Consider the following 15,247-nt stretch of genomic DNA (forward strand, 5'->3'; position numbering starts at 1 on the left):
TACTTCCGTTTACTGCTGGATCTGCTGCTGCTCGACTTGGACATCCACTTCGAGCACCTGGGTCGTATTACCGAAACTGATGCCCGTGACAGGGGATGCATCGCGATAGTCGCGCCCCGTCGCCACCCGCACATATCGTTCGTCGGGGCTTATGCCATTCGAAATGTCGAAGCCGACCCAGCCAAGTCCCTCGACGAAAGCTTCGGCCCAAGCATGGGTTGCCTCCTGATCGATGCGATCATTCATCATGAGATAGCCCGATATATATCGCGCCGGTACATCGAGCGCGCGGGCGGCACCGATGAAAATGTGGGCGTGATCCTGACAAACGCCCGACCTTGCCGCATAGCTCTCTTCGGCAGTCGTATTCCAATTCGTAGTGCCGATTTGATATTCGACCCGGTCCAGCGTTGCACGAGACAGTTCATGGAGCATGTCCAGAGGAGCGCCTTCGAACTTGCGTAGGTCCTCGATCAGTTTCTTCATTCCCGGACCCGGCCGAGTGAGGCGGGTTTGCGATAAGAAACTCCATAAGGGTAGGTGGCCAGCATGCCTGCCGATCACGCCTGCATGGTCATGCGTATCCACACGGCCACTGCAGGTGATTTTCACTTCGCGCGTACCCGGCTCAACCCCGACCAGTGTGGTCGTATTATGATGCTGGTCTTCGTAAGTGAGTTCCTCGTGGGCGTTTTCATACTCCATCGACCAGTCAAGGATCTCCTGCCCTTGCGTCTCTTTCGGGGTCAAACGCAGTCGCTGCAAAGCATGAACGACCGGATTGTCGAAATGATATCGGGTGGTGTGTTTGATCGAGAGGCGCATCAGGAAAGGAACCTGTAATCCGCAGCGATGGCATTACCGATCGCAGCATTCGAGGAAGTGAAATCGACGAGAAATTCATGCAGTCCCTGATCGAATATCTCGTCGATACTCAGATTGGTCAGACGCATGTCGGCATCGCGCATCAGGGCGTTGCTTTGCCCTTCGGTTCCGTGGATTCTCGCGAGGGCTGCCAGATTGGCTCGAAGCTCCGAGTGACAGAACGCGAGGCTGCGGGGAAACCGATCGTCGAGGATCAGGAATTCGCAGATACTGCGCGCATCGACTTGGGCTGCATTGAGCCATCGATAGGCGCGGTCGCCCGATACCGAACGCAGTACGGTATCCCACTGGCCGGTATCGAGGCTTGATCCGACATAAGATAGCGAGGGCAGCAAGAGGTAATATTTGATGTCCAGAATGCGCGCGATGGCATCTGCGCGCTCTATGAACATGCCGGTCAGAGCGAAGTGATACCCTTCTTCACGCAGCATGGAACCTTGCAACGCTCCACGCGCCAAGGTGCCCGCCCGCCGAATTGTGGCAACGGTCTCCAGCACACGATTTTCGCCCACCGGCTTTGCCAGTTGCTCATCGATCATGAGCCAGTTTTCGTTGATTGCTTCCCACAGCTCGCCACTGATAGCATTCCGCGACAGACGCGCATTCTGCCGGACCAGGCCAAACATGGACAAGATGCTGGCCGGGTTTCCATTTTCGCGCAGCAGGAAGTTCCATGCCTGCATACCAGTATAGCTCGCATGCTTGGCTTCATACGTTTTGCGTTGGCCAGAAGTGGCAATGACAGATCGCCACTCTTCTTCGGCTGTCACCAGATCGCGGGTAAGAGCCATTCGCAGGCCGGCATCGAGCAGGCGGGCAGTGTTCTCGGCCCGCTCGAGATAGCGGAACATCCAGAAGAGGCCGTTGGCAGTGCGTCCTAACATGTCGTTTCTCCCGGCATATCAGTCCTTCAGCACCCATGTATCCTTGGTGCCGCCTCCTTGGCTTGAGTTTACCACCAGCGATCCATCTTTGAGCGCCACACGCGTCAATCCGCCGGGAGTTATGTCGATCTTGTTGGGCGACATCAGCACAAAGGGCCGCAGATCTACGTGCCGAGGTGCAAGGCCCTTCTTGGTGAAGATGGGACAAGTAGAAAGCGATAGCGTAGGCTGGGCGATGTAATTGCTAGGATTTGCCACAACCTTGGCGCGGAACTCTTCAATTTCCTTTTTCGTCGCAGCAGGACCAACCAGCATGCCGTAGCCGCCGGAGCCATGGACTTCCTTGACCACCAGTTCCGCCAAATTGTCGAGCACGTATTTCAGGCTGTCGTCATCTGCACAGCGCCACGTTTCGACATTCGGCAAGAGAGGTTTCTCGCCAGTATAGAACTCTACGATTTCCGGCATGAAGGAGTAGATCGCCTTGTCGTCGCACACGCCGGTGCCAGGAGCGTTGGCAATCGTGATTCTTCCTGCGCGATACACATCCATGATACCCGGTACACCAAGTACGCTGTCCGGATTGAATGTAAGCGGATCAAGAAATTCGTCGTCCACGCGGCGATAGATGACGTCGACCGCCTTGTATCCGCTAGTCGTCCGCATTGCGACGCGACCGTCCACGACGCGTAAATCGCTGCCTTCCACAAGTTCGGCGCCCATCTGGTCCGCCAGGAAAGCATGCTCGAAATAGGCCGAATTGTAGATGCCCGGGGTCAGTACCGCCACGACTGGCTTGTCGCTGGCACAACTTGGCGCGCAGGCCGCAAGACTTTTCGCGAGACGGCGCGGGTAATCCGATACGCTTTCCACCGCGCAGCGCAGGAAGAGCTCGGGGAACATGGCCATCATCGTTTCACGATTTTCAAGCATATAGCTCACGCCCGACGGGGTGCGGGCATTGTCTTCGAGCACGTAGAATTCGTCCGGGCCGGTGCGCACCAGATCGATCCCGGTGATGTGCGTGTACACCCCGCCCGGCGGCGTGAAGCCTACCATATTGGAGAGCCAGGCCTCGTTATTGCGGAGGAGACGCTGGGGTAAGCGCCCCGCCCGCACGATCTCCTGACGGTGGTAAAGGTCGTGCATGAACGCGTTGAGTGCAGATACGCGCTGCTCGATCCCGCGGGATAACCGGCGCCATTCTGCGGCGTCGATGATGCGCGGTACCATGTCGAAGGGAATCAGGCGCTCTTCAGCCTCATCCTCGCCGTAAACGTTGAAGGTGATGCCGGTCTTGCGAAAGTTGGTTTCCGCTTCCGAATGCTTGCGGCGCAGCAGCTTCGGGTCCTGCCCGTCGTACCATTTGCAATAGTCGGAATAGGCGGACCTTACCGACCCATCGGGTTCACGCATCTCATTGAAGAATTCGGCTCCGCCGCTCATGTGCCCCCTGGATGTTAGCGATCCACATGACAGAATGTCTGCGGCCTTATCCAAGTATAAGGGTTCAGATGCGGTCCAGTTCCGAAAGAAGCGCCGCCATTGCTTCATTCGTCATTACAAAACCCATGTGAGTACAGCGCAAGGCAACGGCGCGATCACGCTCGTCAGCTTTACCGCACGCGCATTTGGGGGCGACTATTCCATCGCATGGGCTCCAGAAAGCTACTGTTTCTACAGGAGGTTTTTCGGAAACGACGGTATCGATTTCAGGTTCGTCGACGCGGTGGCCGGCGATGGCCTGGTAGGCGCGCCAGCCGTTATTGGCGCGGGGGCTGCCCGAGAAGGGGGAGCCCATGGTGATGACCTTGGCGACCTTATTCGGATGGCGTTTGGCGAGTTCCCGGGCCATCACGCCGCCCAGGCTCCAGCCGACCAGCGTGACCGGTTCGCGCCGGCGTTTATAGAGCTTTTTCAAGCGCTTCTCGACTCGTTTGAACCGCCATTTGGTGGCGCCGAGATTGTATCCCAGCCCCCACCGCTTGGCTTCGTGTCCCGCTTTTTCGAGCTGCCGCGCCATCCAGCGCATGCGGATCGGGTGCGCGCCGAAGCCGGGCAGGAGCATGACAGTCTGCGGTCTGACGGCTGGTTTTATTCCGAGTTTGGGCCCGAACACCCTCTTGATCGGAAGGAACGGATAGAGCCATTCCCGGAAAAACAGCCGGAGGCTGGGCGCCTGAGCATCATCCGCGCACGGTTCGGCCGCCAGTGCCAGCCGGCGGCTCCATTCCGCGCGTTGTTCGTAAAAAGGTAAGGTCGCCATCGTGGGCATAATGCGCGCTCACGATGGCGGGTTCCTGAACGGATCAGCCGTCGGCCGGGCAATCGCCGGTGCGGGTCATGCCGATTTTCATCGTTGTGGACTTTTCCTTGCCGTCTCCGGTCGGCTCCACGACGCGCATGGTCATCTCCGACGAGGTGCCGGTGGACGTGGTATCGAGGTTCACCTTCGCTTCGCCGTTCTGGCCTTTGCAGGTCATCTCGCCGCGCATGCCGTCCTTGTCCGCAGTCATGCTCTGGACGGTGCAATTGCCGTCCTGCAGACCCTGCGCAATGCCGGCCATGCCTTCATTGGCTTCTTTCTCGGTCAGGCAGCGCGCCGGGGCCATCCCGCTCATCGAGGAGAAGAACTGTTTGGCCTGCGCGATTTCTTCCGCGCTCATGGTCGGATCGGTCAGATCGACCAGTTCCATCTGCATCTTGTATTCGCCCGGCTCCAGCGGGCGCACCTTTTCAGCCGCCTGCTTCGCTTCTTCGGTGGAAACCGTGCCGTCACCATCGGCATCGACTTCTTCGCTGCCGGAAGAACAGGCCGCCAGCGCAAGAACGGCACAGGCGGTGGTAACGAAACGAAACATGGCAAATATCCTCTGAGTAATTCGGCCCCGACGCTAGCAACATCGCCCGGCCACGCAACAGCCGTTGCAGCCCTGCCCCGCGTTCCCCATATGTGCGCCCATGACAGAACTTGTAATTCGCAGAGGACTGGAAGAACCGGATACCACCGGCGATTTCGTCCCGCACAAACCCGCGCGTCCCGAAAAGTCGATGCCGGGCAAGGCGTTCAAGCTCGTCAGTGAATATACCCCCAGCGGCGACCAGCCCACCGCGATCGCCGAACTGACCGCATCGGCCCGCGATGACGAACAGACGCAGGTGCTGCTGGGTGTCACCGGTTCGGGCAAGACCTTCACCATGGCCAAGGTGATCGAGGAATTGCAGCGCCCTGCCCTGATCCTGGCACCGAACAAGATTTTGGCGGCGCAGCTCTATGGCGAATTCAAGAGCTTCTTCCCCGACAACGCGGTCGAATATTTCGTCAGCTATTACGATTACTACCAGCCCGAAGCCTATGTGCCGCGCAGCGATACCTATATCGAGAAGGAATCCAGCGTAAACGAGGCGATCGACCGGATGCGCCATTCGGCCACCCGCGCCCTGCTGGAACGGGACGATGTGATCATCGTGGCCTCGGTATCCTGCCTTTACGGTATCGGATCGGTCGAAACCTATTCGGCGATGATCTTCGACATCAAGACGGGCGACACGGTCGACCAGCGCGAGTTGATCCGCAAGCTGGTGGCGCTGCAATACAAGCGCAACGATGCCGCCTTTGCCCGCGGCAATTTCCGCGTGCGGGGCGACAATCTGGAAATCTTCCCCAGCCACTATGAAGACGTGGCGTGGCGCATCAGCTTCTTCGGTGACGAGATCGAGGAAATCAGCGAATTCGACCCGCTGACCGGCAAGAAAGGCGCCAGCCTGGAAAAGGTCCGTGTCTATGCCAATTCGCACTATGTCACGCCGGGGCCGACGATGAAGCAGGCGAGCGAGGCCATCAAGTTCGAGCTGTCCGAACGGCTGAAGGAACTGCACGCCGAAGGCCAGTTGCTGGAGGCGCAGCGGCTGGAACAGCGCACCAATTTCGATCTGGAAATGATTGCCGCCACCGGCTCTTGCGCGGGGATCGAGAATTACAGCCGCTTCCTGACCGGCCGCCTGCCCGGCGAACCGCCGCCAACGCTGTTCGAATATCTGCCCGAAAACGCGCTGCTGTTCGTCGATGAAAGCCACCAGACCGTGCCGCAGATCGGCGCCATGTCCAAAGGCGACCACCGGCGCAAGATCACACTGGCCGAACACGGCTTCCGTCTGCCCAGCTGCATCGACAACCGCCCGCTTCGTTTCAACGAATGGGACGCGATGCGCCCGCAAACCTTCTGCGTTTCGGCGACACCGGGCACCTGGGAAATGGAGCAGACCGGCGGCGTCTTTGCCGAACAGGTCATTCGCCCCACCGGGCTGATCGACCCGCCGGTAGAGATCAAGCCGGTCGAGGATCAGGTTCAGGACTGCATCGAGGAATGCAAGAAGACCGCCAAGATGGGTTACCGCACGCTGGTGACCACGCTGACCAAGCGCATGGCGGAAGATCTCACCGAATTCATGCACGAAGCGGGCGTGAAGGTGCGCTATATGCACAGCGACGTGGAGACGCTGGAACGTATCGAGCTGATCCGCGATCTGCGGCTTGGCGTCTACGATGTGCTGGTGGGCATCAACCTGCTGCGCGAAGGGCTGGATATTCCCGAATGCGGGCTGGTCTGCATCCTCGATGCCGACAAGGAAGGCTTCCTGCGATCCGAAACCAGTCTGGTCCAGACCATCGGCCGCGCCGCGCGCAACGTGGAAGGCCGCGTGATCCTCTATGCCGATCGCATCACTGGCAGCATGGAACGCGCCATGGCGGAAACCGACCGCCGCCGCGAAAAGCAGAAAGCCTATAACGAAGAACACGGCATCACGCCCAAGACGATCAAGCGCGATATCGCCGACATCGTGGCGCATAGCGCGGCGCAGGACGGCGTAACCATCGACACGGGCGATGCCGAGCGTAACAATCTCGTCGGCCATAACCTTCGCGCCTATATCGAGGATCTTGAAAAGCGGATGCGCAAGGCGGCCGCCGATCTGGAATTCGAGGAAGCCGGGCGCCTGCGCGACGAAATCCGCAAGCTGGAAAACGACGAGCTTGGCCTGGGCGACGCAGAGAAGAAGGCCCCCCGCGTCGGCCGCAGCGATGCGGGCCGCCCGGGCACGCGCAAGGACCGTTACGGCAAAACGCGCTATAAACGGATGGGCGGCAAACCTTGATAAATCCTGCCAGAGAGCATATACATCGCCTAGCGCTTGGTAACTGAACTCCTTTTGCGAACGCGCTAGCTCGGCTGAACTCTACCTCACGAGCTTGTTGAAATAACAAGCAGGAGGTCAGCATGACTCCATTTGAAATCGGTATTTTATCTATAGCTCTCCTTCGGTTGCTGTTGGATGCTTTCCAATTGCTCAAAAGAAAAAGCGCTGAATGATTTTTCCATCGCAGACACCCTCTATCGTTTATTTTTTCGACAAACGGATGGGCGGCAAACCCTGATCGACGAGCGTATTTGACGCTGATCGAAGGCGGCAGGCATAGGTCACCCCAATTGAGGGGAATTTCAATGATGACCAGCCGCCGCCTGATTTCCGGGGCCCTTGCCGCCAGCGCCTTTGCCCTGCTGCCCGCAACCGCCATCGCGCAGGACGATGCCAAGCCCGCCGCCAGCGCGCCTGCCGAAACGGTAGAGGCACAGGTCCGCACGCAGGATCTGACCGGCACATTCGGCGGCCAGCGTATGTCCTATCGCGCGACGGTTTCCGACACTGTTTTGAAAGCGGACGATGGCACGCCGGAAGCGGTGATCGTCACCACCAGCTATGTGAAAAGCCCGCGCGATACCTCTCGCCCCGTATTCTTCATCTACAATGGCGGCCCCGGATCGGGATCGGTCTGGTTGCAGATGGGTGCGTGGGGCCCGAAGCGCGTGGCCATCCCTTCCGATGCGAAGGATGACGGGGCTCCGCCGTATCCCATCCTCGATAATCCCGACAGCCTGCTCGACGTTGCGGACCTCGTCTTCATCGACCCACCGGGCACCGGTTTCAGCCATCTGACCGAAGGTACCGACCCGAAGAAATATTACGGGCTGGAAGAAGATGCGCAGGCCGTGGCCAAGGTGATCCGCCTGTGGCTGAACGAGAACGGCCGCTGGAACAGCCCCAAATATCTCGGCGGCGAAAGCTATGGCACCACGCGTACCGCCATGGTGGCCCGCGAGCTGGAAGGGCGCACCTATAACGATGTCGGCCTCAATGGCCTGATCCTGGTGTCTACTATCCTCGATTTCGCGGCGCGCGAACCCACTCCGGGCAATGAAATGGCCTATATCATGACGCTGCCCAACATGGCCGCCGCGGCATGGTATCACGGCAAGGCGCAGGCCCCTTCGGTCGAGGCGATCGTTGAAGATGCACGCCGTTTCGCTATCGGGCCTTTCGCCACGGCTTTGCTGAAAGGGCAGGATCTGCCCGCGGCAGAGCGTGCTTCGGTGCGCGCGGAAATGGCGCGGCTGACGGGTCTTTCGGAAACCTATCTCGACAATGCCGATCTGCGCGTGACCGCGCCGCGTTTCTACAAGGAATTGCTGCGCGATCAGGGGCTGACCATCGGCCGTCTCGATGCGCGTTATACCGGCAAGGATTACGATAACGCCGGGGAATATCCCGATGACGATCCCAGCTTCTATGGCATCGATGCGGGCTATACCGCCGCGATCAACAGCTGGCTGCGCGATGGGCTGGGTTACCGGACCGACCGCGAATATCAGGCCATCGGAAGGGATCCGGGCCGCAACTGGAACTGGTCGCTGTCGGGCGGGCAGCGCGGCGCCTATCTCAACGTCGCGCCCTTCGTGGGCGATGCAATGCGCAAGAACAGCGGTTTGCGCACCTTCGTGGGTCAGGGCTGGTACGATTTCGCCACCCCGTTCTTCGGCGCGGAATATTCGCTCAACCGCACCGGTATCCCGCAGGACCGGGTGGAGTTCCATTATTACGATGCCGGCCACATGATGTATATTCGCGACGAGGACCGGGCAAAACTGTCTGCCGACCTGCGCGCCTTCATCCGCGCCCGTTGACGGTGGGAAAAAGCTGGGCATAGGGGCGCGCATGGTTCGCACTCTCGCACTTCTTCCCCTGCTCGTTCTCGCCGCCTGCAAGCCGCCTGCCTCGGACGATTATCTCGCCCGGACGGTGATCAAGGAAGAACGCGCTGCGCCGCGCACGCCGATCGCGTCGCCCGATACCGAAGGGGCGGCGTGGGCGCCCAGCCCCAGGAGCGGGCGGCTGCTTTATGGCCTGCCGGGTGAAGCGCCGCTGCTCTCGCTCGCCTGTCAGGATGGCCAGCTGGTCTACACCCGCTATGTCGCCGCCGATGCCAATGCGAAGGCCGTGCTGGCGCTGATCGGCAATGGCCATGTCGAGCGCTTGTGGGTCGATGCCGAACAGGATGGCGCGGAAGGCAGCGATGCGTGGCTGTGGCGTGGGCGCACCGCCGCGGACGATCCGCGGCTGGAAGTGCTGACCGGGCGCAACCGCATCGAAGCGACCATTCCCGGCGCCGGTTCGGTGATCCTCAATGCCAGCAATGCGCCGGCAGAATTCATCAATCGCTGCATCACTTCGCTGGGCGAGCGCCCTGCGCCGGGCGATCTTCCGGCTAACGAGCTGCCAGAGCCCGATCAGCCAGCAGATCCGGCGTAAGCACCTGCGGCAATTGCTCGGCATCGCCGCCGGGCGCATACCACAGGTAAAGCGGCACGCCCGCGGCGCCCTGCCGTGCCAGGAAGCTGGCGATTTCCTCGTCCCGCCGCGTCCAGTCGCCGCGCAGGGTGACGACGCCTGCCTGCTCGAAGGCATCGCGCGTCTGTTCGCGCTCGATGGCGACGTTTTCGTTGACCTTGCAGGTCACGCACCAGTCGGCGGTAAACCACACGAACACCGCCTTGCCCGAAGCCCGCGCCTCGGCCAGCGCGGTCTCGGAGAAGGTCTGCGGGGCCAGCAGGCTGTCCTGAGCCATCGCGCGCGGCTGCGGCTGGGGGAAGCTCGAAATGGCGAAAATCGCCAGCGCCGCGATGCAGGCGAAGAAGATTGTGCCGCCGCCCAGCCCCCTGCCCTGCCGCTGGCCTAATGAGGCGAGCAGCGCCAGCAGGATGACCGTCAGCGCGGCAAGCAGGATCAGCCACAGATCGTCGGCAATGCGCCACAGCAGCCAGCCCAGCGCCAGCACGGTCAGCCCCATGGGCACCGCCATCCAGCGGCGGAACCGCTCCATCCACGCGCCCGGCCGGGGCAACTTGCGCCGCCATGCCGGAATGAAGCCGAGCAGCAGGAACGGCAGCGCCAGCCCCACGCCCAGCGCAGTAAATATCGCGAACCCTTCGACCGGCCGCAGCACCAGCGCCGCGCCCAGCGCCAGCGCCATGAACGGCCCGGTACACGGCGTCGCCACGAACGCAGCGAGCAGGCCGGTGCCGAACGACCCGCGCATCGACGCGCTGCCGCCCGCGATCGCCATGCCCGGCACCTGGAACAGGCCGAGGAAGTTGGCCGTGATGGCAACCGCCAGCAGGAACAGCGCGCCGACCACGCGCGGCTCCTGCAGCTGAAAGGCCCAGCCCACCTGCTCCCCGGCAGAGCGCAGCAGCAGGATGACCGCGCCCAGACCCGCGCAGGCCAGCACCACGCCCGCCGTATAGGCCAGCGCATCGCGCCGCGCAGACATCTGGTCCCCGCCTGCCTTCGCCAGCGACAGCGCCTTGAGACTGAGGATCGGGAAAACACAGGGCATGATGTTGAGCAGCAGCCCGCCCGCGAGCGCAGCCAGCAGCAGCACCCCCAGCGCGGGCATATCCGCAGCCCCGCTCAGCGGCTTCACGCCCTCCAGCGGCACATCCCCCTGCGCCGCCACGAACCGCAGGCCCTGCCCGTCGCCGAAAGACAGTATCCCCTCGATCCGCTGCGGCAGCGGCGCGGCATCGAAACCATCCCGCCGTTTGAGCGGGAGTTCGGCCACCAGCAGATCACCTTCGCGAATAAAGGTCTGCACCGCCGCGTAATCGGGGGCGAGGCCGCTGCCGAAATCGGCGGTTTTCATGAACAGATGCAACTCGCCGATGTCCAGAGAGGCAGGCAGCGGGATACCCACGCGCAGCCGGTCGCGCACGACCTCGTAACTTGCGGTGCGATCGAGCATGGGCGCAACGGCCGCCTGCCACGCGCGGAAATCGCCGCCCGGTCTTGCCCGCAGCACCGCATCCTGCGGCACGCAAATCCGGTCGGTACAGGCGAGGTAGGAGACATAACCCGTCACCGGCGCTGCCGAAGCGACATCCGAACCGGCCGGAATCTCCACCGGAACGAGGACGGCATAATCGCCTTCGTAGATGTGGTTCATCAGCCCCGAAATCGTGAGCTTTTGCGGCACGGGATAAAGCGGTTCGCCCGCTACCCAGCCTTCGGGCAGGTCGAGATCCAGCGACAGGCCCTGCCCGGCATCGCCCGGGTTCGACCAATATCCGTGCCATTCCCCGCTCGATGGGGTGAAATGCAGCGCCAGCATCCAGCTTTGCCCCGGCACCGGCGGCCCGTCGCTGCGCAATTCGACAGCGATGTTTTCGTCACCGAAGCGCGCTTCCTGCGCGGACAGGGCGGATGGAAAAAAACACGCGGCCGCCAACAGGAAAGCGAGCCAAAAAGCGCGCATCGCGTCCATTGTCCTTGCGTCGGTCACGCTCAGCGCATTAGGGATTGCCCCCATGACAGACAAGCGCGACTTGCTCATCCTCGGCGGCGGCCTCGTCGGCACCACACTGGCGCTGGCAGCGGCGAAACAGGGGCTTTCGAGCCACCTCGTGGACCGCGCCGATCCGGCCGATCTGACCGCCGAAGGTTTCGATGGCCGGGCCTCGGCCATTTCCACGGCGAGCTGGCGCCTGTTCCGCAACATCGGCCTGTCCGAGACGCTGGAACCGCATGGCTGCCCGATCGAGGCGATTGCCGTGGTCGATCAGATGAAGCCGGGCCAGATCGATTTCCGCCCCGAACCGCACGAAGGTTCGCTGGGCCGGATGTTCTCCAACCGCCAGCTGCGCATCGCGCTTTACGACGCGGCGAAGAACGAACCGCTGATTTCGATGCACGCACCAGTCGAAGTGACCAAGCGTCACCGCGATGCCTTTGGCGTCAGCGCAACGCTGGCAGACGGCACCGTGCTGGAAGCGGACCTGCTCATCGGCGCGGAAGGCCGCGGTTCGCCCACGCGGGAAGAAGCCGAGCTGAAAATGGCGAGCTGGGATTATTCCCACCGCGCCATCATCACCGGGCTGAACCATTCCAAACCGCATGACGGCGTTGCCTGGGAAATCTTCTATCAGGACGGCCCTTTCGCCCTGCTACCCATGCTGGACGGCCCCGATGGTGAGCATCGCAGCGCGCTGGTCTGGACGGTGGACGAGAAGGATGCCGCAGGCGTCATGAAAATGGGCGACCGCGCTTTTCTGGCCGAAGTGGAAAAGCGGATGGGCACCATCCTCGGCGATCTTGCGCTCAACAGCGGGCGATCATCCTATCCGCTCAGCTTCCAGCATACCGTGCGCATCGTGGACCAGCGCATGGCGCTGATCGGGGATAGCGCGCATGGCATGCACCCGATTGCCGGTCAGGGCCTGAATTTGGGCCTGCGCGATGTCGGCGCCTTGGTAGAAGTTCTGGCCGATGCCCGCAGGCTCGGCCTCGATCTGGGCGATGCCCAGGTGCTGGAGCGTTATGAGAAATGGCGCGCGCTCGATTCCGTCATGGTGATGGGTGCGACCGATACGCTCACGCGGATTTTCGGCGTCCCCGGCAAGACTGCCAGCGCGGTGCGCCGTCTAGGCATGGCCGGCGTTCAGCGCAGCGGCTGGCTCAAGAAGTTCTTCATGGACGAAGCGCGCGGCGTTTCGGGCGATGTGCCGGAGCTGATGAAAGGCTGAGGCCTATTCCTCGGCCGGGCTCGGCTGCGAAATCCGGTTGCCCGCGCCATCGCGCAGGCGGCGCGGCTCCAGCACGGCGGCCGTTTCGATCAGGTCGAGGGCGCGCTGCGTCGCGGCATAGCGTTCCGCATCGCGCAGCCAGCCTTGCGCATTGCGCGCGCCGGGCATGTTGCGCACTTCGGCAATGGCGGAACTGGTCCGACCGCTCATCAAAAACAGGCGGGCCCGTTCGATCCGCATTTCCGGCTGCGGCGACGGCGCGCTTTCTCGGCGGACGGTGAACAGGGCGCCAAGTTCTTCGGTAAAGCGTTCGAACCCGCCGCGCTGGTCACCCGACTGCAATTGCGGCGACAGGCCGTCTAACCGCGCGGTAAGCTGATCGAGCGTGACCGGATCGCGCGAGAAAGTCAGGATGGTGTTGACCGCATTGGGCAAGGCATCGCCGAACCGGAGCCGCAGTTGATCGGCAAGATAGCCGAGTTCCGCCCCCTTATCGATCGCCCGCCGGATTGCAAAAGCGATCAACAAACCTTCTGAGCGTGCCGCATTGCCCGCAGCTGCCTGCGCCTGCAGATCGAGGCGGGCAAGGCGTTGTTCTGCTGCAGCCAGACGCTGGTCGATGCCGCCCTGCTGTTCCGCCATCTGTTCCACAGTGTCGGCTGCTTCGCGACGTTCGGTTGCGGTGGGTGCCGGCGTGGGGGAACCCGGGGCGCGCGGTTCGTCGGCCGCGGACTGTGCCAGCTGGGGAGCGGGCTGCACCGTTTCCTGCGCATCACGATCGCGCCACGCAATATAGCCCACCAGACCTGCGCCCAATGCGAAGGAGGCGGCCACGGCCAGCAATACGGGTTTCATGTTACTTCGGCGCGCGCGCCGATTAGTCGAAAAATCGTCCATTCCGCTCCAACTCGCGAACCCTGTTCAGCCTTGGCACAAACCCTGCGCCATGGCCAGTAGCTCGGCATCGAGCGGGTGGGGCGCGGTATGCACCGCCTGCCAGCCTTTCCCCGCCATCCCGGCAATGCGCGGGCCAAGCGCGGCCACCGTGATGGTCTTGCGATCGATGCCCAGCCGGTCACACTCACTGACCAGCCGGCCGGCCGCCTCGCCCGAATGCAGCAAGGCGACCCCGCCCTGCTCGCGCAGAAGCTTGCTGACCGAGGGCGACATCTGCAGCGCTCGTGTACGATAGACCACTCGGGTATCGATCTCGATACCTTTGGGCCGATCGAGGTCGATCATCTTCTCACCCGCAAGCCGCAGGAAACGCAGTTCGCGCCCGGCAATATCGTCGAGCACGTTCTGCAACCCGCCCTTGCCGGTCTTGGTGACCATGAAGCCTTTTTCGCGTGCGCCCTCTGCGGTCGCTTCGCCCACGGCATAAACGGGCAGACCCGCCAGTTTCTCCAATCCCTTGCCGCCATGGCGAAAGACGTTGGAACTGCCGACCAGCAGCGCGTCGTATTCCTTGCGATCGGGCGCGCTCCATTCCACCGGCTCTACCTTGAACAGCGGGCAGCCATAGGCATCGAAGCCGGCGGCTTCGGCGGTTTGCAGCGTCACGCGCAAGCCCGGCTCGGGTCGGAATACGAATAGCGGCCGCGTCATGCCTCAGCACCGAAATGCACGGCAACATGCTCGGGCGCTTCGGCCAGCAAATCATGCGCCAACTGACGTGCGCCAGCTAAGTCGCGCGGATCGAACAGGCGCTCCTGCGCGATACGAATGGCCCCATCGGGGCTATAGATGGCGGCTTGCAGGTGCAGCTGATCGCCCTCGCGCCGGGTCAGCGCGGCGATCGGGCTGTGGCATGTGCCGCCCAATCCTTCGAGCAATGCGCGTTCGAGCATGATTTCCTCATTGCTCGGACCGTGATCGATCGCGGCCAGTACCTCGCGTGCGTAATCGTCATCCGCTCGGCATTCGATGCCAATGGCCGCCTGCGCCGGGGCCGGCAGCCAGTCTTCGGGATCAAGCCGGGTACCGACCGAACTTTCGCCCAGCCGCGCCAGCCCGGCGGCAGCCAGGAAAGTGGCGTCGGCGTCGCCTGCATTGAGTTTCGCCATACGCGTGGCGACATTGCCCCTGATGCCGACCACTTCAAGATCGGGCCGGGCATTCAGCAATTGTGCGGCACGGCGCGGCGCGCTGGTGCCGACACGGGCGCCCTGCGGAATAGCCTCCAGCGAGCTGGCGCCCAGCAGCACATCCGCCTTGTCCGCACGCGGCAGGATGGCGGCAATGGCGATTTCGGCGGGGCGGATCGTTTCCACGTCCTTCATCGAATGCACCGCGCCATCGATGCGGCCTTCCGCCAGCCAGATGTCGAGTTCGCGCGTCCACAGCGCCTTGCCGCCGATATCGGCCAGCGGGCGGTCCTGGATCTTGTCGCCACTGGCGATCACCGGCACCAGTTCGACGCGGTTTTCATCCCAGCCATGCGCGGCGCACAGGCGGGCGCGCGCCTCGTGCGCTTGCGCCATGGCAAGCGGTGAGCGACGGGTTCCAAGGCGGAAGGGAGCGGGTGCTGGCGTTCTGTCTGACATGGCGCGCGCTTGCCCT

The 15,247-nt window shown here is 62.4% G+C and carries 13 protein-coding genes; 4 read left to right on the forward strand and 9 right to left on the reverse strand.

Annotated elements, in window-relative coordinates; translation table 11 throughout:
- Positions 1-9: 9 nt before the first annotated feature.
- From ACYQ0G_RS05370 to ACYQ0G_RS05390, 5 genes are all read right to left on the reverse strand, one after another.
- Positions 10-825 carry a transglutaminase family protein gene (locus ACYQ0G_RS05370; RefSeq protein WP_460100225.1) on the reverse strand — a complete coding sequence of 272 codons (816 nt, stop codon included), beginning with the start codon at positions 823-825 and terminating at the stop codon, positions 10-12.
- Positions 825-1,769 (reverse strand): alpha-E domain-containing protein, encoded by a 945-nt coding sequence (locus ACYQ0G_RS05375; RefSeq protein WP_460100228.1) that lies wholly within the window; start codon positions 1,767-1,769, stop codon positions 825-827. The genes ACYQ0G_RS05370 and ACYQ0G_RS05375 overlap by 1 nt, the downstream gene beginning before the upstream one ends.
- Before the next feature lie 18 nt (positions 1,770-1,787).
- Positions 1,788-3,215 (reverse strand): circularly permuted type 2 ATP-grasp protein, encoded by a 1,428-nt coding sequence (locus tag ACYQ0G_RS05380; RefSeq protein WP_460100230.1) that lies wholly within the window; start codon positions 3,213-3,215, stop codon positions 1,788-1,790.
- Between the two features lie 64 nt (positions 3,216-3,279).
- Positions 3,280-4,044: an esterase/lipase family protein gene (locus ACYQ0G_RS05385; protein ID WP_460100232.1), complete on the reverse strand. Its 765-nt coding sequence runs from the start codon at positions 4,042-4,044 to the stop codon at positions 3,280-3,282.
- A 34-nt stretch (positions 4,045-4,078) separates the two neighbouring features.
- A complete protein-coding gene (locus tag ACYQ0G_RS05390) occupies positions 4,079-4,630 on the reverse strand; it encodes a DUF3617 domain-containing protein (RefSeq protein WP_460100235.1) in 552 nt (183 codons plus the stop codon).
- Positions 4,631-4,730: 100 nt separating this feature from the next.
- On the opposite strand from ACYQ0G_RS05390, the gene uvrB reads away from it, so the two are divergent.
- The 3 genes from uvrB (at position 4,731) to ACYQ0G_RS05405 (ending at position 9,416) form a co-directional block, all read left to right on the forward strand.
- Entirely contained in the window at positions 4,731-6,926 is a 2,196-nt protein-coding gene (uvrB, locus tag ACYQ0G_RS05395) for an excinuclease ABC subunit UvrB (RefSeq protein ID WP_460100238.1), read from the forward strand.
- A gap of 347 nt (positions 6,927-7,273) precedes the next feature.
- Positions 7,274-8,791: a S10 family peptidase gene (locus ACYQ0G_RS05400; protein ID WP_460100241.1), complete on the forward strand. Its 1,518-nt coding sequence runs from the start codon at positions 7,274-7,276 to the stop codon at positions 8,789-8,791.
- A gap of 31 nt (positions 8,792-8,822) precedes the next feature.
- Positions 8,823-9,416, forward strand: coding sequence for a hypothetical protein (locus ACYQ0G_RS05405; protein WP_460100244.1), 594 nt, complete (start codon positions 8,823-8,825; stop codon positions 9,414-9,416).
- Here the strand turns inward: ACYQ0G_RS05405 and ACYQ0G_RS05410 are convergent.
- Positions 9,373-11,418 (reverse strand): protein-disulfide reductase DsbD family protein, encoded by a 2,046-nt coding sequence (locus tag ACYQ0G_RS05410; protein WP_460100656.1) that lies wholly within the window; start codon positions 11,416-11,418, stop codon positions 9,373-9,375. The two genes, ACYQ0G_RS05405 and ACYQ0G_RS05410, sit on opposite strands and share 44 nt — an antisense overlap.
- 52 nt (positions 11,419-11,470) lie before the next feature.
- Between ACYQ0G_RS05410 and ACYQ0G_RS05415 the strand changes: the two genes are divergently transcribed.
- On the forward strand, positions 11,471-12,685 hold the full coding sequence (locus ACYQ0G_RS05415) for an FAD-dependent monooxygenase (RefSeq protein ID WP_460100247.1): 1,215 nt from the start codon (positions 11,471-11,473) through the stop codon (positions 12,683-12,685).
- 3 nt (positions 12,686-12,688) lie between these two features.
- On the opposite strand, the gene ACYQ0G_RS05420 is transcribed toward ACYQ0G_RS05415, so the two are convergent.
- From ACYQ0G_RS05420 to hemC, 3 genes are all read right to left on the reverse strand, one after another.
- Positions 12,689-13,540 (reverse strand): hypothetical protein, encoded by an 852-nt coding sequence (locus tag ACYQ0G_RS05420; protein ID WP_460100249.1) that lies wholly within the window; start codon positions 13,538-13,540, stop codon positions 12,689-12,691.
- A gap of 66 nt (positions 13,541-13,606) precedes the next feature.
- Positions 13,607-14,293 (reverse strand): uroporphyrinogen-III synthase, encoded by a 687-nt coding sequence (locus ACYQ0G_RS05425; RefSeq protein ID WP_460100252.1) that lies wholly within the window; start codon positions 14,291-14,293, stop codon positions 13,607-13,609.
- Complete coding sequence (hemC, locus tag ACYQ0G_RS05430) at positions 14,290-15,231, reverse strand: hydroxymethylbilane synthase (protein WP_460100254.1); 942 nt, start codon at positions 15,229-15,231, stop codon at positions 14,290-14,292. Before hemC ends, ACYQ0G_RS05425 begins: the two co-directional genes overlap by 4 nt.
- Positions 15,232-15,247: the final 16 nt, after the last annotated feature.

The organism is Qipengyuania triglochinis, from assembly GCF_054655615.1.